We start from the raw sequence: 23523 nt of genomic DNA, 5'->3' as shown, positions 1-23523 counted from the left end.
CGCTAAGCACCCACAGTTGTTGCCGTAGAGCACGTAGAAAAAATTTTTCTCTAATAGAAAACAGCTTAGATCATCAGTTATTTAGGTAATCTATGCATTGGTATGAAGAGACTTTCAGAAAAAAAAACCCGATCTAAATGGACCGGGCAGAATATAAATTCAGCTGCTGACTATTTAAGCCCGGAATTTGATGCGATATGTATATTCTGCTCCAACATAATTTTCCTTTCTTTAGGATTTATTGATACGCAAAGGTAAAAGTGAATAAAATTGAAAAGCAAGTATAAAGGATTAAATTTCTCAAAAATAAAATTCAACTCTCCATTTTATCAATTGATTTTCAAGGTCTTGCCTTTTGATATTTTCTATTAAATCACACTCTGAATATGAATCCTTAATACGTTGATGGAGTTCATTAGCTCTAACCATCAATTCATCATATTCAAATTGACCCGATTTGATAGCCAACAATTCGTCTCGATCTTTCCGTCTTACATTCAGTCTATTTTCTGTCGCTATTTCAAGACAAGTATTCAGCAGTCGGAAGACATGCATCATGTTTTTGGCATCATATGACTTACCATGTGACACGTTGTTCTTGTACCGATTTTCATTTCTATCATTAACCCAATCCCAGTATTCTTTATATTCCTTACAATACTTCGAATATGCTGATTGATTAAAAGAAAGAAATGCACTCGGAACCTCCCCTTTCGGTATTGAACTCATGGCTAGTTCATTCGACTTTTCAGACCTAATAATTCCTGAATAACCCTTACCAATAAAAAGTGCATATAAGTCATTCATGTGATTGACTTTAGAAAGCCCACAATCGGTTTGAGTAATTTTATTTAATTCTAAAAAGTCTGTTAGCCTTATTGCTTCCTTGTCTATCAAAACATGACAGAAATCTAGAACTGTTTTACGTTCTTTTAGTATTGGATTTAAGATCTTCTTGTTGAGTCCTTTTGCTTTTCTGATCTGCGTCATAGCGTATTCCCCAAATGTGAATTGACATTGTTTAGTAAGTACAGATAAAGACCTTAGCTCATGGATCAACTCATGGGTTTTCAATACGCAATCATCAGGAGTAAAAAGTAACTCCAAAATGTTGGGATTACTTTTAGTCAATAGCTCAATGAATCTTCCTAATTCATAATAGACAATATCATTTGATTCATTGCTCACCTGAGGAGTATACTCTAGCGAATAATAATCATCTCTAGGCAGAACAAAAACACCTTTAATATCAGTATCCGAGCTTTTAGTTTCTAAACCAAAAGCTCTACTCCCACTGATACATTCATAGATGATAAGATCCTTATCCTTTAAATCTTGAATCGTCATGATAATTAATGATAAGACCACTGAAATACTTTTCCATTGAGGCTATATCAGAATTGCCAGATTTAAGATCGGAAGCGACAGCTTCAGATGATTCAATGGTAGATACAATAAAGTCATCAATTTCTACATCTCTAACATACATGTAACTTTCAGACTTTGTTGATTTTAACTCAATTAGTCTATCAAGTTTTTTAACCAATTCATCAGATAGTATCGAGAACATTTCCCTCATGACAATATGAGGTATCTCGTTTCTCTCCAAAACCCATTTACAACATACTGCTGCTCTGATAGCATAGAAATATCTCTTCAACTTTACTTCCGCTCCATCTCTGCATTCTTCCCAGCTTGACTTACCCAGACTTAAGTAATGATGCATAGTAGCTATAGGCGAAAAGCATTTATTACTAAATCCAATCATATCTTTCCTAAAATTAGGATCAGAAATGTAAACTATGGGTGATCGCAATCTCTCAAACAAAGAAGCGTTTGATTTGTGCATCAAGCCTAAGGACTTTTTAAGTTCCCAACCAGTAATATCAAGTTCGTGCTCGTCTATTGGAAAATTTAGAGTGTCCTTTTTCTTCCCAATCGATAAGTACCATTCCAAGTCATGCACGTAAATCATACGAACATCGTAATCACTATCTGGAGACGGAAACCCCCATGCCCTAGAACCCGTCTCGCAGGCGTGTAGTATTTTTATACTGTACTCTTTCTCAAGAGTATGTAGTTTGTTTATTATTAATTCTTTCATTTTGACCTCCTTCTTCTTTTTCTCCTTTTCCAAGGAGCATTTTTTTGCCAATCACCCGCCATAATGGATCCGTATGGCAATACTTCGTCTATAACTTTTCCAAGTCCGAACTCCTCCATTTGCGTTCTTACAGCATCAGCGTCTTTGTAAGCAGAGGGTAATTCTGTAATGTCTATTTCACCAGAGAAAAACCTTACATCTAGTCCTTCAGTTTCTTGTCTAAAAATATCCTCATTGGTGAGCCCTTCTTTTGACTTTCTGTGCTGAGTTCTACTCATATTTCTTCCAGCTCCATGAGGTGCAAAACCAAGATTGTTCTCAATGGTATCACCTTCTACTATTAATATTGGCTGTCCCATATTAAGTGGAATCAATCTAGGTCCTGTAATATCAGGCATGAACTTGCTATCCAATGGTGTAGCACCTTTTGCATGATAAAATTTCTCCCCATCCTTGAAGACGAAATTGTGTTCATTCCAGTATCTATCTTCTAATTTGACCTCCATCTTTTCTAAGATGGCATCGTGAATAACCTCATGGTTCACTTTGGTCCACTTTCTGATAATCTGTAATGCATCCCAATACATTTCACCTTCTTCCGTATCATATGGAATCCAAGCGTTTTGCTTAAGTGTCTCTTTGGACAACTTCTTTCTATACTTCTCGGCTATTTTCATCCCTTTATCATACAGGTTAGCGCCAACACCTCTCGATCCATGATGAGTGACTACCATAGTATTACCAGTCAATTTTGATTGACCAACAAACAAGAAATGATTTCCATCTCCTTGGGTTCCTAAATGAGACCTTGAAGCACTGATCATTTTTTGATCGTTTAATAGTTTATTTGATTCGAAGAGTTCCAACAGTTCACTTGGAAACCTGAATTGAGTCTCTCGATCTCTTCCTCCTGGACCAAAGTGTGTTACTTCCATTGCAGTATCCATTACCAGCTTTGGATCCACCTTACCAAGATCGGTTAACATGACTGAACAGCAAATATCAGCACTATGCATACCAGGGTGAATCGCATTCTTAGCGACTACAACACCTCCTACCGGTATCGTTCCGATTGGTCCTGTCGGACATGCATCTGGCATAATTGCTCCATCCACTACAGTAGGTGTTCTCATGACTTCCTTCATAGAACTTACTACCGAATCAACATTCTCTTGCTCAATAGATTCTTCAGCTCTAATATTGATGGAAAAATCAACTGGGTGTTCCAGTAACGAGACCATAGGCTCTGCTCTTAACTGAGCCAGATACTCTTTCATCTCTGTCTCGTTTAGCTGTTGATCATTAATATGTTCTATAGCTTCTTTGAACCATTTATCTGGTTCAAAGCCTAATTCGATGAGTTTATTTCCGTTTATGTTATTCCAAGTATTCATTGCTTTCGATTTTTAACCACCCTGCCCTTTGCAGGATGGGGTTTCATTGTTAATTACATTTCAAAATTGAAAACCATCTGCGCAGCCTTTTTGCGTAGCAGAAAATTCTTTAAGATTTATTAAAAAAAAGCCACCCTGAATTTTTCAGGATGGCCTAAATGGTCAATCAGATGTTTTCTGCACAGAGAATATACTTTTCAGCTGATCTATGATCTGCCCATTACCTGCTACGGTAATTTCACCAATCTTATCAGCGATTTTCTCCACGTATTCCATCTCTTTCAACTTAAAGAGAACTTCATTTTCCTCCATTAACCTAGCGGTGTTCAATAAGCTTCTGGTGGAAGCCGTTTCTTCCCTCCTTGTGATCACATTAGCTTGAGCTTGCTTCTGAGCCATCAATACATGATTCATGATATCTTTCATCTCACCTGGTAAAATGATATCTCTAACTCCACAAGTCCTGATCTCAACACCTAAGTCTTTACTTTTTACTTTCAAAGAACTCATCACGTATTCAGAGATGCTTTCCTTGTTTTCTAAAAGTTCATCAAGTGTCCATCCACCAATATATTCCCTCAAAGCAAACTGTAGCAAAATGTATAGTTGCTTTTCATAGTCCTTATGCTCGACGACTGCTTTCACAATATCAATAACCTTGTATTGCGCAAAGAAATTAACCCTTAAAGCTGCTTTATCCTTAGTCAGAATCTCTTGACCAGACACTTCTAATTGCCTTTGTCTCATATCCACTTTACTAACTGCAATCTCTTGTGCATTTTTCCAGAAGTAGTAATCACCCGCTTCCAATATCTTGGCTACTTTATTATCGATCAACAAAACACCTTTTTCATAGGCATCAACTTTACACACTCTCACATAAGGAACCATCTCTCTTCTTTTGAGAGCCAATAGATCTATACCTTCGGTAATTTCTATCTTAGTTAAATCGATCTTCTTGAAAGAATATTCTACAACTCCCTTCCAATAAGCATGTTTACCTGGAGTAATAATGTTCTTGAAGTTGCCATTTTCATATACTATAGCTATTTCATTGTCACTTACTTCAATAATTTCAATTAAGGCCTCTAACTCATTATCCCTCAAGAGTATGTTTAAATCAATTGAAGGATAGAATGGCTGAGACATAGAAAATTGAGTCACAGTTTCAAATGGGCTTACCCAATGTAAATCTTCCTGAAGTACTCGTTTGTAATCCCCAGACTTGAAAACCAAACCGATATAGCCAGCATTAATTCTGATCCTTTTCATATTTATAATGTTTAAATATTAATTCGTTTCTATAAGAGAAGGCCTACAATGCACCCATCTATCTATGATGGAAAAGTCATTGAGAAGAGTTTGATTCAAATAGTTTCCCTTCACGCTTCATAGACGAAAATCATCTATCAGCTATCAAGGCAAAGTACTTGAGACTAACTAATCGATATCCTGACGTTTCAGGATCATATCCAGACTGTAGTTCAGTACCAGACCTTCTACAGGATGGATTGCAGACCATCTCAAGGAGTCATGTTTTAGAAGTTGACGACTTCTACATTCGGAACCTAAATCCGGCGTGTTGCCAATTACACTATTCCAATAAAGTTTGGAAGTGGGATTCGAACCCACAATTCATGGTTTGCTACTCTAACCAAACTGAGTTATCTCGACATTGTCGAGAGCAGGATTCGAACCTGCGTCCTACAAACTGGTGAAAAATGTCATCAGTCAAAAAGCATATCCAATCCCCAAAAGGCAGGATACTATGGAGCCATACAGAAACTCTCATCAGGTTTTAATCTGACAACTTAGATTTCGTGGGAATGATAGGATTCGAACCTATTCAGCAATTCAGCATCCCGACATTTTTCGTCAGGACTCAACTCTCCATCATTGACGCATTCCCATTATTACCCCGCCACTGTTCTAATAGTGGCGGGGGTAGCTGCACCGTCTGTGCTTATTGATGATTCAAAGTTGAAAGCCTACTACGCAGTCTTTTTGCGTAGTCAAATTATTTTCGTTTTTTTAAGAAATTTTTTGCGGATGCCAGTAAATAGAAACGCCCTTATTAGATACAAAACCATTGATAAATGTCTTAGAAACAGATATCGTCAATGGACTCTTGAAGACTTGATTGAAGCTTGTTCTGATGCCTTATATGATTATGAAGGTATTGAGAAAGGTGTAAGCAAACGCACGGTGCAAATGGATATTCAGATGATGAGAAGTGATAAACTGGGGTATCATGCGCCAATCATTGTCTCAGAAAAGAAATACTACTCCTATGAGGATCCTGAATATACCATCACTAATATTCCTCTTACGGATCAAGATATTGATAAGCTTACTGAGGTAGTGGACATCTTAAAAGAGTTTAAAGGCTTTACTCATTTCCAGGAACTAAGTGGTATGATACAAAAGCTTGAGAACAAGATTCATGTATCTAAAACAAAAGACAGGCCGATTATTGATATTGAAAAGAATGAAAATCTTAAAGGGCTGGAATTTATTGACCCCATTTTTCAAGCAGTTTCAAAACAAAAGGTATTGTCTATTACCTACCAATCTTTCAAAGCTCGTAGTTCCTCTACCTTTAGATTTCACCCTGCACTACTGAAAGAATGGCGAAATCGTTGGTTTGTTCTTGGTAAAAAGAAAACAAAGGAGCATTTTATGATGCTGGCATTAGACCGTATCGAAGAACTGGGAACACTTGAAGAAACATCTATCAGTTACGACGATTATGACCTAGCAAACCACTTTAGAGATGTAATCGGAGCAACAGTCAATGTTGGAGACTCGACTCAGGAAGTACGTCTCATGGTTTATGGCATACACGCTCCATACGTTCTAACTAAACCTCTGCATCACAGTCAACGATTGGTCGAAAAAACGAAAGAAGGTGTAATAATAGCCATAGACGTTCAGCTTAACTTCGAATTAGAAAAAGAGATCCTTTCTTTCGGAGAATCTATGAAAGTACTGTCACCGCCTAGATTACGATCAAAAATCAAAGAAAGAATTAACCACGCTCTGGACACCTACAATACAGAATTAAGTGATCAAAAGCTCCCCCATTACGCTAAGAAATTAGCGAACAGAGGATACCTAATTGTGAACTCCATTTATACGAGAAAGTCACTTGGTAAAATGGGAGCTTTCCTATTCAAGTACAAGCAAGATCATCCTCAACCTGGAGATGTTTATGCCATAAGATCCGTTCTTGAAAAGATTCCCGAGCTGAAGGAATATATAATCAATAGCAATATTAAAAGCATACTATCTTCTCTTGGTGATGGATACTTTCTGAGTAAAGCTATCTTTTTCGATAAGCCTGCTATGTCTAATTGGTATGTTACATGGCACCAAGACACAACCATCAATGTACAACACAAAGTAGAAATTGATGGGTATACTGGTTGGACTAAGAAGGAAGGTTATTTTGGTGTTAGACCTCCCGAAGAAATATTAAATAATACCATAACTATTAGAATTCATCTGGATGATACAGATTATGAAAATGGTGCATTGCACGTTTTACCAGGATCACACAAGAAACTATTGTCTAATGAAGAAATAAAGCTAATCACTGAAAACAGTGTCCCTTCTACATGTGAAGTAAGAGCTGGAGGAATACAGTTGATGAAGCCTCTCCTTCTACACTCCTCATCTAAGACGGTCAATCGGAAAAACAGAAGAGTAATTCATTTGGAATTCAATAATTGCGAACTGCCGAAAGGTCTAGAATGGGCTGAGAAGTATGAGTTTTAAGTTTTAAAATGCCTAACATGTTACTCCACATAATTTCAATACCGCTCTATAAATCTAGAAATTGAAACTTTACGTATGGCACAAGACTTCAACGTGAGTACCTTTTACTATCTCTGCGTTTTCAACCAAATCTGTGATTTGAATGGGGACTACCTCATCGGGATAGAAGTAAATTAGTTTAAGACGTATCTGGGATAAGAAAATATCTTTTGACTCACTATTGTCACCTTTCTTTGCTTGTATCTCTCTAGCCTTCTTGCCTCACCCTTGGTTTTAGAAGCATCCATTACTAACGCTAGCTTTCATGATGATGTAGCTATAGACCTAAATATCAGCTCAGGAGCCCCCCTATCAATTTGATTGGGACATAGATGGTCTTGGTGATTTTGATGATACAGACGATCAAACTAAGAAACGTGTCATAAATGGCAGCATCGAAATAGAAAGTTTACAGCCTGGAGTATACTGGTTAGTTACTTCAAAAAGTGACCCCTTTAAATTCATTAAGCACTGATAAATACAATTTCTGTTAGATACTAAATGTGTGGTCGCCATCTAGAAACTCTCTTCTAAAAAAATGAAGAAGAGTAATCCAAGATGACGAGCCACATGAATGCAAAATCATTTATACCATTTTCATGATATGAAAGCATATAGTTTTCTTACATCTACTATACACTTACTTGGCAATAACGAGGTTGCTTTTAGATTTAGTACCTTCTTTTGAAATTAATTCTATGATATAAAGACCGTTAGCCAGACCAGAAACATCAATTGACTGCTCAGTACTAGTCATACTGGCTGATAGTAGAACATCTCCTAAAATATTGAAAATAGACACTTTCGCTCCCGACCACTTAGTTGTCTCTATCTTTATGTTTTGAGTGTTTGAAGGATTTGGAAATATTAAAAAACTAGGGTCTTCAGTAAGAATTGACGCTATTGGATTTACACCTAAACTATTATAAATGGATCTCAAAACCTTGATAGTAGTAATTTACCCATTCATTCAAATCAAATTCGTGATTCACCCTTACTCCTTTGACTTTCATCCAAACCATATCGTTAGCTTCAATTCCCCTTACCTTCGGCCTAGTAGAAATAAAACACCAAACATACCCCGTACCCTTGGGTCGGGGAGCTTCATTCTTTTGAAAAAACACAATTTGTAATAGGCATTCGTTTAGATCAGATCAAATGCCAAAGCATACATCATAAGATCATGCATCGATCTAGTGTTTAATTTTTTCTTGATATTCTTCTTGTGTTGTTGGACTGTATGGATGCTAATAAATAGTTCTTCAGCAACTGACTGAACCTTTAACCCTAAAACAATTTTAGTCAGTACTTCCCTTTCTCTATTAGTTAAAGTATCAAAATGTACTTGATTTAATTTTCTAAAGTACTCCTCTCTATGTAAACGGTTAATCTTGTGAGAACTAAATGATTGTGCACCTGAGGTTTTATCAAAGTTAGCTAACTGATAACTTGAGTCATGTAAATTTGAATGAGAAATTTTAGCAGTACCGGAGGCATTATTAAGTGGCAAGAGAGAATTCATACAGACGGGATTTAGATTATATTCTCAAATTGCTGGTTTAAATCTAGCCAATTATTTATTTTATATAACACATTTAACTACCACTAAATCAGTTTCTTAAATACTTATTAAAGGATCTTGCAATATTTCAATTGAACTTAAGAAATCACTTTTTAAAGAGTGACTTAATCCAAATATCAGCAATAACGATACTTAGTATTCCCTACCAAAATACCTCGGGCTTTTAAAACTAGTTGCTTTGAAAACCTAGTCTTTCGGAACACAGATAATTTTTGGTGGTTTTTGAGTTCCTGGTTTTGCAGCCATACCATTGGCTAATCTTAACCCTAAATACCAAATTCGAGCTCTAATAGCACTCATTCCATCATTTCTTAACATTTTCTCGAATAATTGATCAGCCGGTTTGACTTGATCCTGTGACAACAACCTTTCTCTCATTAATTGATATAAAGCATCATGTACTAATGAAGCTCGCATAGAGTTTTTAGTATCTATCGTGGGACCACTTGCCCCATCCCAAGCATAATTTTTTGAAACTGTTAGTACACCTTCATTATTCAGTTTTATAAATGGCTGATCAATATCAAACCCTGATATGCCGGTGTCATAAACAAATTCCTCGACTAACTGATACTTGTACTTTTTTAAACTTCTATAACATGCTTTTGATTTCTGAAAGTTGTTCATTCTATTCTACTTGTATTTCCATATATGTTAGCGAAATTATTTATCACTACTTCTAATATATAGTATATGCTCATTCAAATCGAATTCAACATCACTGTCTTTATATATAAAAGCTTTGATCTAATGACTGTGGTAAATAATTAAAACTCGTCTAAGGTATCATACATCAACCTACCTTTTAAGCATTTATCTAGTTTATAGAAATAAAAATTAACAGACTATAGAGAACTGTGCACTTAGACTAATGAAAAATAAAATCTACTCTTATAAAGAATCTTACGGTGCAACAGCTTTGTCATCAAAACGAACCATCTGTGCGAGAGAAGGTTTTCCCTTCTTGTCCACATAAAAAAGCATATAGTACCCTGGAGGAATTAGTTCTTGTTGCATGTTTGGAGTTTGAATAGTTACTTTATTATCAGACTGTTTCTTGATATCTATATTCACAAAATGCTGACCATTGTTCCAGTTATGCGTAAAAGAAGGAAGCTTAATCATTACAACTTCAGCTAGTTTACTACCTTCTTTTGGCAAATCTTTCAAAACCAATTCATACTCACTGTTAGACTTAAACAAGTAAAACGGACTTCCCCCTATATTTTTCATGAATTCGTACCTACCTCCTCGACTTACTTTTTCTATACTCTCTATCGCAACAGTACGGTTATCATCAATATGAATATAAGGAGGGGAAAAAATCTCAGCAGTCCAATTTTCCGTGGGTGCATATTGCATTCCTTTCTGAGCCTTTGCCATCTGTCCATCATTGAAAAAATAAATATCAACGTCCACCAAACTCAAGTCAGGTTTAGGTTGACCCTTCCTGTTTTGATCATCAGGTTCTGGAAACACCTTACTTACTGAAGCTCGTGCACTATTACCACCTGATACCCACACTTTACCATTGGGAAGCAACAAAGCAGCGTTATGATATAATCGTGGTTCTACCGCCGCACTCATTCTTTTTCTCTCGTAGTCTATGAACTTACCACTCGAATCATAATTGGGTGTGAGTAATATTGGGAAAAATACTGCGCCATAAAAGTCATAGTTTCCTCCATTGATGATGAGCACTTGTTTAGTAGGTAAAATAATGGCAGTCAACATAGTTCGGTCATCTTCTAATTCGGTTCCTAAAAAATCGTCATCCATAGTCCACTTCTGATCTTTTAGGATACCATCATTAAACCAAAATTCTTCTTTTTTTCTACTTCCTCTTCCTCCAGCAAAATGTGTTGGATTTTTGGAATCCAAAGGAAGTAGTGTACCCTCTGATGTGGGTTGACCTCCTATTATGGTAATATTTTTGGAATTGGGATCTAAATATGAGGTACCGTAAGAAGTGACATTTTTAGGGCGGTCAGGACCATAACTAAAAGAAACATCAGGCTTATCATCAGTACCAATTACATCCATATAGTATGTTTTTTTAGTTTTTCTCATATAGGCTGCATCTGAAGTACGTAAACTTACCCAGTCACCTTCTCGTGTAAGATAAATTTTGTTAGGCTGTACTAGATAGTTATTTGGATAGAGCTTAAACGCATCGTATTGATTGCTTCTCAGACAAGCGTCATTACAGTCACATGGCAGAGGAAATTCATTCTTACAAGAAATAGACTCCCAATATGTCTGAAACTCTAAATCTGTACATTCTGTGGGTTCAAAATTGGGATTGATAAGAGTTGTAAATGGACTTTCGGGTTTATCTTGAACATCGACGGCTCTCCATGCTTTTTGAGGGGCTTGGGTAGAGAATTCATATGGATTGAAAAACTCTATGTAAGAATTGATTTGAAAACGATACATGGCTGGAAACCCTTTATCAAAACCTACAAAGCCACTGAAGATAACAAATCGTCCATCAATAAGTGGGACAATGGATGGATACCACCTTCCTCTCTTCATCAACCCTGAAAAAGTCCACAGATAGTGTGGTGAATTTTCGTTAGGCATTACTCTCCAATCAACTGTTTTCCAATCTACTTCAAGCTCTTTTTTCCAATCAAAAATAAAGGTACTGTTGGTTCCCGTTCGATATGGAAAATAGTATTGAGTTCCCCCAAGGAATAGTGGATTACCATCAGGTAGTTGTAAGTGACCACTACAAAATAAATCACTGGGAATGAAACGAGTAGTATCATTGGGATCATCTATAGGAATAGGATGTGGAACTCGATAAAAGGAATTATCTACTGGGTCATATATTGCAGTGTTGTTGACTAGATTATAGTAATTTACTTTGCGATAATTAGGAAACGTATCATTTACATAACGGCTATTTCTAAATGGGTCATTGTACATATTGAAAAGACCAACTGCCGGAGCAGGTTCTGGATGATTAGGATAATACTGAATCCCTTTAAAGTTTCTCCAACTACTTCCACTGGTTATTAAAATTTTCCCCGAAGGAAGTAACACATTATGTACAGTCTGCATGCCTAAGATACGACCTACTGCAGCTCCGTTGATCTCTGGAATAACGGTTTCCCAGCTACCAAACTCAGTTTCATCCGCATCTACACTTTCTTTGCGCATTGAAAGCATTCTCTTATAGGTCTCCATATCAAACCTAATATTATTCGATACTCCTTTATGATGGTGATGTTGAGCTTGAGATAGAAAAATTGGATTAATAAATTGGAATAGGAAATAAATCCTAATAAGGTGAATAGTAGTTGGTTTCATGGTTGAATGGTAAGTCTAAGTTGGTTAGCAAAAGCTAATTCTACATTAATATAATTATTATTATTCTTAATGAGACATGCCAATAATAATTAGAGTAGAAATTAATTCAACCAATGGATTCATCTTTGAAAAGAATCTTTGTTACAGTTAGGCGAAGAAGTTTAAATTTTTATCTTAAACGTTAATCTCCTTTCAAGACACTTTCTAATTTTCCTTCGATTAGCTTTTTTTCGTTTTCCTTTTTCACAAGCCTCAAAGCTTTGTTTAGGTTAAAGATCTCTTGATCTGTATCCTGATTCATTCGATAAAGTTCTGCCATGAGACAGTAATAATGAACATTCTCCTTGAGATCTAAATCAAAGGCAGCTTCAATAGCTCTATCAGGGGAATAAGCTTTTGCTAAAGCATAGGATCTGTTCATTGCTATTATGGGAGAATACTCAATGGTCAGAAGTTTGTTATAGAGCATTAATATTTGTTCCCACTTCTCCTCACACTCTTGTGTGTGCCAATACGCTATAGATGCCTCGATGTGGTACTTAGAAACATGCTTTCCTTTTGAGGCAAAGTTGAGATATTGCTGCCCCTTTTTGATAAGCTCCTTATCCCATAGTGATTTATCTTGTTCATGGTAAAGCAAATTGCCTCGTTCACCCGACTGCCTAGCTTTAAGTCTTGAAGCATGAAAACACATCAAGGCGATTAACGCATAAACATATTCAACTTTAGACTGCTGATGTTTAGATAAAAATACTCCTAACCTCATAGCCTCCCAGCATAAATCGTTGCGAATATTTTCTTCTACTGTGCTGCTATAATAACCTTCGTTAAATAATAGATATATCACTCTCAATACATTATCTAACCTTTCTTCGAAATCTTTAAGAGTTAATTCTCTATCAATAGATAGTTGACCCCGAAGTATGTTTTTAGCTCGGTACAACTTTTTATTAACGGATTCTTTATTGGAAAGAAGTGCTTTCGTGATCTCCTCTGTACTAAAACCACATAATAAACGAAGTGCAATACATAGCTGAGATTCACGGTTTAGCTGGGGATCACAGAGCAAAAACATCATTCTTAATTGACTATCTTCAATTAGTTCATCTGTGATCTCGGGAGCATCTGAAAAGTCATTGTTAGGATGTATTTCTTTGCTGATTTTATCTTCAAAAGTTTTCTTTCGACGAAGGTCTTCAAAATACAGATTTTGAGCCACTTTTCTGAGCCACGCTTTGGGGTATTGAGGTATTCCTTTATGTGACCAAGCTTTCATGGCTTTCATAAAGGTATCTGATACTATATCCTCAGCGTATTGTAAGTCGCTGATTCCATAATAATTACTGAGTACAGCGACCAAATTGCTGTACTCAGTTTTAAAAATCTCAGAAAGTTTCTGTTGATCAGTCATTTGGAATATCTCCTGTAGGCATTATTTCTCTGACCTCTGCTTTTCCTCCAATAGATAAAACAGGACATCCTTTAGTCAATGCAACTGCTTCTTCTAAATTATCTGCCGTTACTATTATAAAACCACCTACAATTTCCTTTGCTTCAGTATATGGCCCATCGGTGATAGAGCCATCTGAATGCACAGTTTTGCCTTCAAACCCTAAAGCCTCTCCGGCATGCTTGAGTTTACCTTTTGCACCAATACCTCCTATCCAATCCATCCATAGTTTAATTTCAGCTTCAATTTCCTCAGGAGTTGGTTCCATATTTGGATTTGGTTCACTATAGAACAGCATCATAAAATCTTTCATGTTTTTTTGTTTTAAGTTATGAAATATGATTTTCATTTCCTTAATGATCAAGATCTCACAAATAGGACAAGTCATGAAGATTTTTTTAAGAAAAGTTTGGTCAGCATTAGATAATTAGAATGATAAGCCTCTCTAAGTATCAAAAATCATGATACTTCTTCTACTAATAATCGTTCACTTACTTTATCACTCAATGACTCCTTTTTACCTTCATAAGATATCATAACACTATTATCAAACGTCGATTTAGAAAGTATTTTCAATCGAGAGCCTAGTGCTATCCCTCTACTGTCTAGAAATTCCAAAAGCCCTTTAGAAGACATCCTAAGAGCGGTAATAATTACTTCAGATCCGATACCACAATCATTAAGCTTCTTTTTATTCTGACTAAGAAACTCTCCCTTTTTATCTGGTATTGGCGAACCATGAGGGTCTACGGTAGGATATCCCATTAATTCATCCATTCTATCAAAAAAAGCTGGAGACTCAATATGTTCTACTTGTTCAGCTATTTCATGCACCTCTTCCCAGCCAAACCCCATTTTCTCTACGAGATACATCTCAGTAAGTCTATGTTTACGAAGGATTAGAGCTGCAACCTTTAAACCAACTTTAGTTAACGCAATGGGCTTATACTTCTCATAGGAAATATACCCATGAGCTTTCAAGTTTTTGACCATACTATTGACTGTAGGTTTACTGACTTCCAAAGACTTACTTAGATCAGATATGCTCACCTGATCAGTTTTTTGAGAAAGATGAAATATAGCCTTTAAATAGTTCTCTTCAGTGATTGTTGCCATTAATAGATCTCTTGAAAGCAAAGATATAATTATCTAATGACAAACATTGTTAGATCAATCTAACTTATTAGTTTTGCACTTCTAAAAAAATTATAAGCCCACTAAAAAGTAGTATGACATCAACTTGTATGAAACAACTTCCTTTGATTTTCTTTTATATCACTATTTTTAGCACACAAGTATTTAGTCAAAACACGACCTTATCAGGTCATGTAGAGTCTTCTGGGGAGGCTTTGGCTTATGCTACTGTTGGTCTTGAAGGAACTAAGTATGGAACAACAACTGACGCTGAAGGTAATTTCGAAATTCAAAATGTACCATTAGGTTCTTATCGTTTGGTGGTAACTGCCGTTGGATTTCGATCATATAGCAAAAGCATAGAAGTAAAGCCTACCATGTCGAATAATTTCAAAATAGAATTGGTCGAAGATCTTCTGAATTTAGAAACCGTAGTGGTATCAGGTACTCGTTACGAACAAGATAGATCTAACGCACCCGTGGTTGTGGGAGTAATTAGCGATAAGCTATTCAACGCCACACAATCTATTGCTATCTCAGAAGGTCTAAATTTTCAACCTGGTGTACGTGTAGAAACCAATTGTCAAAACTGTGGATTTACTCAGGTCAGGCTTAATGGTTTGGAAGGTGCTTATTCGCAAATTCTAATCAATAGCCGCCCTATTTTTAGTGCCTTAAACAGTGTCTATGGATTAGATCAAATCCCTACAAACATAATAGAACGTATTGAGGTGGTTCGCAGCGGAGGTTCTGCTCTCTATGGTTCTAATGCAATCGCGGGAACTATTAATATAATCACTCAAGACCCATTGGAGAACACTTGGGAGATTCGTTCTAACACTGCTTTGATTGACAATGAGGCCTTGGATCAAACTTATAATTTTAGTGGTTCCATAGTCAATGAATCACTAACTAGTGGCGTGACTCTTTATGGAATGAGTCGAAAAAGAGATAGCTATGATGCGAACGGTGATGGATTTACAGAGCTTGTTAAATTGGAAAATACCGTTTTGGGTACAAAAGCATTTTTCAAGCCTAATGAGCGTAGTAAAGTTACTCTAGACTTCAGTGCTTTAGAGGAATATAGAAGAGGCGGTAACCATCTCGAATTAGCACCTCATTTTACAGATATTACCGAAGAGCTTGATCATAATACTTTCTTTGGTGGAATCAACTATGAACAATGGTCAAGCGATAATAGAAATAAGTTCTCTGTATATGCGTCCTCTCAAAACACAAAACGAGATAGTTACTATGGTGGACTTGGAGGAGGTAGATCTGCAGCAGATAGTGCATTGGCCATCAATTCATATGGTTTGACTGAAGATGTATCATTCGTCACAGGCACTCAGTATAATCGTTATTTAAATAGCAGTGATGTGCTAACACTTGGAGTTGAGAACCAGTATTATCAAACTCAAGATGAAATAGCTGGATATAATAGATTAGTTGATCAGAAGGTAAATACAACAGGTTTTTTTGCGCAATACGAATGGAAGCCTATTTCAAAATTTACAGCCCTACTTGGAAGTAGATATGACATCTCAAGTATTAATGGAAAATATGCTGTTTTAGATGAACAACGCACTGCCAATGTAACGGTAAGTGTATTCAGTCCACGTGCGACATTATTATACCAAATCAATAGTCATCTTCAATTTAGAGGTGGATATGCAAGAGGTTTCCGTGCGCCACAAGCATTTAATGAGGATCTTCATATTTCTTCTGCAGGTGGCGATCAAGTATTTGTCCTTTTATCAGATGATTTGGACAAGGAGACTTCAGATGCTTTTACGGGGTCATTGAACTATAGTAGAAGTACCGGGATATCACAAATCAGCCTCTTAGTGGAAGGTTTCTATACCAAATTACATGATCCATTTACTCAAGTAAGTCGAGGAGATATAGGAGATATCATTTTAGAGGAAGTGATTAATGGAACAGGAGCCACAGTAACTGGTGTGAATTTGGAAGCGGGTTATTCTCCTTCTGGTAAATTTTCTTTCCAAATTGGCGGTACTGCTCAGCAGACAAAGTTTGATGAACCACAAGAAATTTTCGCTCCCGAAGATACTGGAGGAGAAGCTGTAGTAGTAGATAAGTTCGTTAGAAATCCTAACCTGTACGGTTATTTTACATCTTTCTACAATATCACTAGAGACTTTAAGATTGACCTAACAGGAACTTACACTGGCTCAATGGTTGTACCGAGAGTCGTAGGTGCCAATGGATCTCCAGACCTTCTAGATGCTGATTCGTTTCTTGACATGAATGTTAAAGTTAGTTATCATTTTGACTTATCTAAAGACTTTCATATCGAGTTAAGCAGCGGTTTTCGCAATATCTTCAACAGCTATCAATCAGAATTTGATTCTGGAGCTGAAAGAGATTCTGATTTCATCTACGGGCCAGCAGCTCCTCGTTCAGTATTTTTCTCTGTAAAAATTGGTAACCTTCATTGATTTAAATACGAACATTACACATCATTAAATTTTTAACATTTTGATTTACCCTTTGGACTTTTAAGCAGACTCTAATGGATAGTAATTCTTTCAGTTGAACAACCAAGCAACTTTTAATCAGTCATGAATTCAGAAATTGTCTAATATTTTAGCTTTAAACCATAAACTGATACGTCTTCACTTTTTCCTCTCAACCTAACCTTATCCAATAATTGACTAATTACTTTTTCGTCATTTAGTTCTGTAAAAAAATCAGACGTACATAGTAATGGCTGTTGATATTTTTTTGACAATTCAAGAAGTCTAGAGCAGGTATTTAGTACATCTCCATGATAGGCTATTTCTTTATGACCTGTGCTCCCGACTTCAGACATTACAACACTTCCAGTATTTATTGACGCTTTAAATGTAGGTAAGACTTTAAACTTTTGAAGAAACTCCTCTTTTTCACCAAGGATTTTCTTTTCAAACGCGTAAAAAAGCCTGACAGGGTTACTTTTATGTTTCAGACGAGAATTATCCCATGTTAATACTACTTCATCACCTACATATTGATATATTTCTGCATCATAGTTAACCATCACTTCAGACAACAAGTGAAAACATTTATTAATTAATCTACTGTACTTTATGTGTCCAAGTTCTTCCGAAATAGTAGTAGAATGGTTTAAATCAATAAACATAACTGTTCGTTCTACCACTGTTGGCTGTTGATACGTCCCTATCATATAGTTGATAATAATACCGTGACCAAATCTATTACCCATCTCTCTAAAGAACTGTAAGACAAAGCCTAGAAACATTAGGTAGGCAAATATTGAGAAGAATATATCAGTTTTTATAAATTTTTGAGTGGTTAGCGTAGCCTCTATAAGACATAAATCATTGATGAAAATTAAGGCTCCAAAATGCACAATCAAAATACAAAGTGTAACCGTTATGGAACCTATTATTAACCTTAAAAAAAGTTGTGTTAGACGTCTGTATTGGATGAACCTAGAAGAATTAAACTCAAAAAAAAGAGTACACCCTCCTATTAATAAACCTGCTAATGTGGGCAAACCAAAATGAAACCCTAAATCATTATACCATGAGTCAAGACATGATTGGCTAAACCCTGCCACCTTGAAAAACATGAAAAAATTGGATCCGATTACGAACCAAATAATCAGAATTAATGCATCTAACTGTTTTGGATATTTTTTAAGAAACTCTACTACTCTCTGTTGAAGAACAATTAATCTATTTAACATTTCAACCAATAGTTTTAGCTCTTCAAGTAATGAAAACCAATCTCGTAAAACGGCACTATTATATCTTCCAATTGACTGATATTTATTCCATCAACCTTTTGACAAAGGGTATTTAATACAGTAGTAGCATAAGCATACATATAGACAGATAACACATGAGCGTATTCGGCTGGAAAATAGGAAATGATATTATTAATAAACTCATTCCTATGATGCATGAACAAATTGTAATGATCTATCTTCTTAAACAGGTCATTATAGAACGTCTCCGATATATTGAGAGAAAATTTACAATAACGATTTACCAAGAATTTCCATCTATCATTGCTTGATAAAGAGGAATCAAAAACTGTTAGTATCTCAGACTGTAGTTCATCATGTATATTCTTAATATATAAATTGATGAGTTGATCTTTGCTCGTAAATTCACAGTATATCGTTTTCTTTGATATTCCGGCTTTACGAGCAAGATCATCCATTCGCACATTGATAAAGCCATTCTTTCTAAATTCTTCGAAAGCTAAATCAACCAACACTCTGCGTCTTGAGTTACTAGTTATTGATTCCTCTTCACAACAATCCATTTATCGCTAATCCATATTAGGAATTACAATCTGATTAGTATTGAATAAGTATAAAACCTCTGCTCCCTCGTGTTCAGAGAAAGAACTTACTAGCTCTGTTTCTGCCTGACTTTTCATACGTTGGGCATTGAGTAAATCGGTAAGGTCAACCAAACCACTTTCATAGCTGTCTCGGCTTACTTTCAAATTTTCTTTTGCTAATTCCCAAGTTTTTTGAGCAGTTAGTATTTTTTCACGGCTATCCTTGAGGTTATACCAACTCGACATGATTCCTAGTTTTAACTGTGTCTCTACTTTTTCAAGATTGTTTACAGCCATCCGTTCTCTGATCGATCGTTGTTTGATTTTTTCTCGATCTCTCCCCCACCATGCAGAGATTGGTATATTGACAGTACCAAAAGCAAAAGGAACAAACTCACTATCCAACGGTCCGTCAAATACTCCGTATCCCATTCCATTAAGACCGACAGCTACAGAAGGCAATCTTTTACTTTTTTCAAGTTTAGTTTGAAGAGTTGAAGCTTCGATTGACTTTTGCAATAACTGGTAGTTACTATTTCCTGTCAATGCCAAATCTGGCTGAGAAAATTGATCTACGGGTAATGTAGATAGCTCAAAACTATCCCCTACCACCATTGCTGTATCGTATTCTATACCGGTAAATAATGCAAAATCAAGAATAGCAATATTCTGGAGGTTCTTTAATTTACTCTTTTGGAGCAGAAGATTGTTCACCTCTACCTTGACCGTGTATAAATCATTCTTGGCAATCAACCCTGATGCTAATAAGTCATTCTGTAGTTTAAGAAGCCCTTTTAAATATTGATGATTGGCTTCTAATACTTTCTGTTGTTCTTGTATTCGAACCAACTGCCAGTATTTCTGTTCTGTAAGCAAGATTACGGAATCTTCCGCTTGCTGAGATCTTATTTGACTTACATCCCATTGCAATTGGACCAACTCATTGCTTGAGCGCCTAGCACCTCCTTGATATACTCCTAATGTTAATTGTACACCAGCAAAATACATATTGTCAATACCAATACCTCCGGTCAAGCCTGCAGGAATTAGATCTTCAAAACCATATACTCCAGTACCGTAGGCATTGATATTAGGTAAATAGGAAGCTAAAGCCTCTCTTTTAGCACTCTCTGCCAAATCTTCATTGTATTTACCACTTTTGATATCAAAGCTATATTGTAACGCAGCTTTCTTACTTTCTTCTAAACTGACTACATTCTGTTGACCATAAGCTTCTGCCCAGCCAATTACTGTCAGAAGCAAAACCAAATAATTACGCATTAGACTCAATTCGTTATATATATTTTTAATTGACATGAGTATCTATTTTTTGAATTTCATCTTTTCTAAAAAACAGCCAGTATAGAACTGGTAATACAAACAATGTCAATACCATAGACATCATAAGACCAAATGCAATCACAGTACCTAACGGTCCCCAAAGACTCGAACGGCTAGCAATCATAGGAATCACTCCTACAGCAGCAGCCGAAGAAGTTAGGAAAATCGGACGCATTCTTCGCTGAGCCGCTTGAATAGCTGCCTCCATATAGCTTAGCCCATGTTCTACTCTGATTTCATTAGCAAAATCAATTAGAATAATCCCGTTTCGTACTACAATTCCGCAGAGAGCCAACAATCCCATAAAAGATGTAAACCCGAACGGATAATCCATCAACCAAAGTCCTAAAGCTGCTCCGAAAATACTTAGAGGCATTGTTAGAAAGCTTAATACAGCGGGTTTGAGCTGTTTGAAATGCCATAACAAGATCAGAAAAATGATTATTATACTCGTCAGTAAAGAAACCCCCATAGGGATAAGGTTTTCATTTTGCATTTCAAGCTCCCCACCATATTCTACCTTAACATTATCAGGAATATCTAGTTTTTGAATCTTGGCATCCAAGCTTCCTAAAACATTATTCGCAACGGCTCCTTTTTCAATATCTATTCGAACAGTTAAGCATCTTTGTCCATTTCTTCTGACAATCTGTTCTTGATTCCAAGAAGGTAAAACTTCAGCAACTTGTCTTAATGGCACTGTAGTACCTGTAACAGGTGAACCAATCATCAATTCACCCAAATTGGTAATGTCTGATGAAACTGTATTTGATGTTTTAATCTTGACATTGATTGGATATTCTCCATCCCATACTTCTGTAGCATTAATACCATCCATGTTCATAACTACCATATTGGAAATATCTTTTCTATTCAATCCAAGTCTAGCAGCTACATCTTCTCTGATTTTCAGCTTTACACTTCCTTGCATATCTCCAAAATCAGTCCTGCACCAAGTGGCTTGAGGCGTGCTTCTTGCTAAATCTATAATTTGATCTCCAACCTTCTTCAAATCAGCCATATTCTGACCATATAGTCTTACTTCAACCGGCGCGGGAGAGGAAACCATGTCGAGCTGTCTCATCCGTATATAAGCCTCAGGCATTAGATCTGTATACTTTACATCATACTCATTTAGGATTTCTACAGTAGCATCATCAGAAGTAGTATTTATGATGATCTGCGCGTAATTCTGAGCAGGTAAGTTAGGAGCATATGTAGTATGAAACCTAGGAGAACTTTCACCTATAAAGCTTGTATAAGAAACAACACGTTCGTCTTTTGCTAAAATTTGTTCAATTCTCTTGACAACTTTTTCTGTTTTATCAAGATTGTTGCCCTTAGCTAAAGTGATTTCAATAGCAAATTGATCTCTATCTACTGTAGGAAAAAGTTGTTGTGGAACAAGTGTTCCCATGATACACATTCCTAAAATAATAGAAAGGACTCCCAAACTAATGGTTACTCTGTAATGTTTGACTGCTGACTTAACTGTCTTATCAAAGAAGTCTTGCATTATGTCCAAAAAGGATCTTTTTCCCTTTTCATTTCCGGCCGAATGAAGTCCTTTTTTGACAAAAATCGTATTGATATAGGGTATCAGCAAGACTGAAATAATCAATGAAAGAAACAAGGCTATCGTAATAGTCCATGGAAATGCACTGATAAAATCAGAAGACAAGCCTGTCAAGAAAAATATCAAAGGGATAAACGCAGCAGAAATAGCCAATGTCGCTGTAAAAACAGATGGGAATAGCTCCTTGGCACTATTTTTAGCAGCTTCCCATACAGATTGGCCTTGATCTAGTTTTTCTACATGATTATCAATTACTACAATAGGATCATCCACCACTATCCCTAATACCACAATTAATGCAGCAAGAGTCACCGTATTGAGTTCAATACCTAACATATACATTACTGCTAGTGTTGCTAATATGGTAATTGGAATCGTAGCTCCAGCTACTGATGCAATTCGAAATGGCAACAATAAAACAGTTACAAGGATTACGCCTATTAATGCATAACCGAATTCTTTGAGAAAGTGACCTATTGAGTGATCTACTACTTTAGGCTGGTCAGCTATCTTGGTAAACTTAATATCCATTGGCAATCTACCTTCTATTGCTTCTAGATGCTCATCAATTTTTTCGCCAAATTGGACTATATTATTACCGGCTACCATTTCTAAGGTAATAATCATGCATTTAGATCCATTCGTAGTGATATACGAACTAGGCTTTTCGTATTCACGTTTTATAGTAGCTATGTCTCTAAGATAGATGGCATTTCCATCTTGATCCACCCTAATAATTTGCTGAGCCAGATCGGTTTCGTTGGTAATAGAAGTTTCCAAATGAATTGGTCTATCTATGTTCTTTCCATCTAAAGACCCAGGGGTACCGGTAGCACCATAACTTTGTAAAGTTTGCATGATCATCCCAGGAGAGATTCCAAACTGCATCAACTTATTGTTATCTACATAAATTGCAATTTGTTCTGACAAACCTCCAGAATGACTAATTTTTGCCAATTCAGGAATATTTCGAAGTTCATCTTCTATTTCTTCTACATGATCTTCTAAATCTTTATATGACCTACTATCAGATTCTACAGTAAGAATCATGGCGGCAGTATTACCAAAATCACTATTGACCATGACACCCAGTACCTCTTTAGGTAAACTGGTTTGCTGAAAAATCAAAATTTCATTTTTCAACTTACTCCAAAACTGTTTGGTGGCATTGTATCCAACATTTTCGGATACTTCTACGAACAAAAACATTATACCATCTTTAGAGTATGAATATGTTTTCGACTTATTTACTTCATTATATCGAAATAGAAACTCTTCCACCTTGGATGAGAGTTGAGCTTCTACTTGCTCTGAACTTGCTCCAGGGTAAAACCCGACTACTACGCCCTGTCTGATTGTGAATTGAGGAAACTCATTTCTGGACATATTGAAAAATGCCAATACTCCAATAATCAACAGAACAGAAACTAACGCTAATGGAAAAGCCTTGTTTTCCATTGCCCACTCTATAGCAGAACCTTTATTTTTCAT

The 23523-nt window shown here is 36.2% G+C and carries 17 protein-coding genes; 2 read left to right on the top strand and 15 right to left on the bottom strand.

Annotated features, from left to right (window positions below; translation table 11 throughout):
- Window positions 1-300: 300 nt before the first annotated feature.
- From DKG80_RS20895 to DKG80_RS20880, 4 genes are all read right to left on the bottom strand, one after another.
- A complete protein-coding gene (locus DKG80_RS20895) occupies window positions 301-1347 on the bottom strand; it encodes a nucleotidyltransferase domain-containing protein (protein WP_109833338.1) in 1047 nt (348 codons plus the stop codon).
- Window positions 1322-2104, bottom strand: a complete 783-nt coding sequence (locus DKG80_RS20890; RefSeq protein ID WP_162556045.1) for a nucleotidyltransferase domain-containing protein — start codon at window positions 2102-2104, stop codon at window positions 1322-1324. The genes DKG80_RS20895 and DKG80_RS20890 overlap by 26 nt, the downstream gene beginning before the upstream one ends.
- The gene (locus DKG80_RS20885) at window positions 2101-3498 is read right to left on the bottom strand and encodes an RtcB family protein (protein ID WP_109833336.1); all 1398 of its coding nucleotides are present in this window, start codon (window positions 3496-3498) and stop codon (window positions 2101-2103) included. Before DKG80_RS20885 ends, DKG80_RS20890 begins: the two co-directional genes overlap by 4 nt.
- Before the next feature lie 162 nt (window positions 3499-3660).
- The gene (locus DKG80_RS20880) at window positions 3661-4770 is read right to left on the bottom strand and encodes a slipin family protein (protein ID WP_109833335.1); all 1110 of its coding nucleotides are present in this window, start codon (window positions 4768-4770) and stop codon (window positions 3661-3663) included.
- Window positions 4771-5547: 777 nt separating this feature from the next.
- Here DKG80_RS20880 and DKG80_RS20875 point away from each other — a divergent pair.
- Window positions 5548-7275 (top strand): phytanoyl-CoA dioxygenase family protein, encoded by a 1728-nt coding sequence (locus tag DKG80_RS20875; RefSeq protein ID WP_109833334.1) that lies wholly within the window; start codon window positions 5548-5550, stop codon window positions 7273-7275.
- Between the two features lie 679 nt (window positions 7276-7954).
- On the opposite strand, the gene DKG80_RS20870 is transcribed toward DKG80_RS20875, so the two are convergent.
- From DKG80_RS20870 to DKG80_RS20835, 7 genes are all read right to left on the bottom strand, one after another.
- Window positions 7955-8254: a T9SS type A sorting domain-containing protein gene (locus DKG80_RS20870; protein WP_162556043.1), complete on the bottom strand. Its 300-nt coding sequence runs from the start codon at window positions 8252-8254 to the stop codon at window positions 7955-7957.
- Window positions 8255-8458: 204 nt separating this feature from the next.
- Window positions 8459-8836 carry a response regulator transcription factor gene (locus tag DKG80_RS20860; protein ID WP_109833331.1) on the bottom strand — a complete coding sequence of 126 codons (378 nt, stop codon included), beginning with the start codon at window positions 8834-8836 and terminating at the stop codon, window positions 8459-8461.
- Between the two features lie 246 nt (window positions 8837-9082).
- Window positions 9083-9523: a DUF1353 domain-containing protein gene (locus DKG80_RS20855; protein ID WP_109833330.1), complete on the bottom strand. Its 441-nt coding sequence runs from the start codon at window positions 9521-9523 to the stop codon at window positions 9083-9085.
- Between the two features lie 276 nt (window positions 9524-9799).
- The gene (locus DKG80_RS20850; RefSeq protein ID WP_109833329.1) at window positions 9800-12211 is read right to left on the bottom strand and encodes a galactose oxidase-like domain-containing protein; all 2412 of its coding nucleotides are present in this window, start codon (window positions 12209-12211) and stop codon (window positions 9800-9802) included.
- Window positions 12212-12392: 181 nt separating this feature from the next.
- Window positions 12393-13622, bottom strand: coding sequence for an RNA polymerase sigma factor (locus tag DKG80_RS20845; RefSeq protein WP_109833328.1), 1230 nt, complete (start codon window positions 13620-13622; stop codon window positions 12393-12395).
- Window positions 13615-13974, bottom strand: coding sequence for a YciI family protein (locus tag DKG80_RS20840; protein WP_109833339.1), 360 nt, complete (start codon window positions 13972-13974; stop codon window positions 13615-13617). Before DKG80_RS20840 ends, DKG80_RS20845 begins: the two co-directional genes overlap by 8 nt.
- Before the next feature lie 146 nt (window positions 13975-14120).
- Window positions 14121-14777 (bottom strand): metal-dependent transcriptional regulator, encoded by a 657-nt coding sequence (locus DKG80_RS20835; protein WP_109833327.1) that lies wholly within the window; start codon window positions 14775-14777, stop codon window positions 14121-14123.
- 128 nt (window positions 14778-14905) lie between these two features.
- Here DKG80_RS20835 and DKG80_RS20830 point away from each other — a divergent pair, with 128 nt between their 5' ends.
- A complete protein-coding gene (locus tag DKG80_RS20830; protein WP_109833326.1) occupies window positions 14906-17257 on the top strand; it encodes a TonB-dependent receptor in 2352 nt (783 codons plus the stop codon).
- A gap of 140 nt (window positions 17258-17397) precedes the next feature.
- Here DKG80_RS20830 and DKG80_RS20825 read toward each other — a convergent pair whose 3' ends face one another.
- Genes DKG80_RS20825 through DKG80_RS20810 form a run of 4 tightly spaced genes read right to left on the bottom strand, consistent with a single transcriptional unit; the run spans window position 17398 to window position 23523 of the window.
- Window positions 17398-18510 (bottom strand): adenylate/guanylate cyclase domain-containing protein, encoded by a 1113-nt coding sequence (locus DKG80_RS20825; RefSeq protein ID WP_109833325.1) that lies wholly within the window; start codon window positions 18508-18510, stop codon window positions 17398-17400.
- Window positions 18511-18524: 14 nt separating this feature from the next.
- On the bottom strand, window positions 18525-19094 hold the full coding sequence (locus tag DKG80_RS20820; protein ID WP_109833324.1) for a TetR/AcrR family transcriptional regulator: 570 nt from the start codon (window positions 19092-19094) through the stop codon (window positions 18525-18527).
- A gap of 6 nt (window positions 19095-19100) precedes the next feature.
- Window positions 19101-20432 (bottom strand): TolC family protein, encoded by a 1332-nt coding sequence (locus DKG80_RS20815; RefSeq protein ID WP_109833323.1) that lies wholly within the window; start codon window positions 20430-20432, stop codon window positions 19101-19103.
- Window positions 20422-23523 (bottom strand): efflux RND transporter permease subunit, encoded by a 3102-nt coding sequence (locus DKG80_RS20810; protein WP_109833322.1) that lies wholly within the window; start codon window positions 23521-23523, stop codon window positions 20422-20424. The genes DKG80_RS20815 and DKG80_RS20810 overlap by 11 nt, the downstream gene beginning before the upstream one ends.

The sequence above is a fragment of the Reichenbachiella versicolor genome (assembly GCF_003171675.1).
GTDB classification, from domain to species: Bacteria; Bacteroidota; Bacteroidia; order Cytophagales; family Cyclobacteriaceae; genus Reichenbachiella; species Reichenbachiella versicolor.
This window is presented reverse-complemented; position numbering and strand designations above follow the sequence as displayed.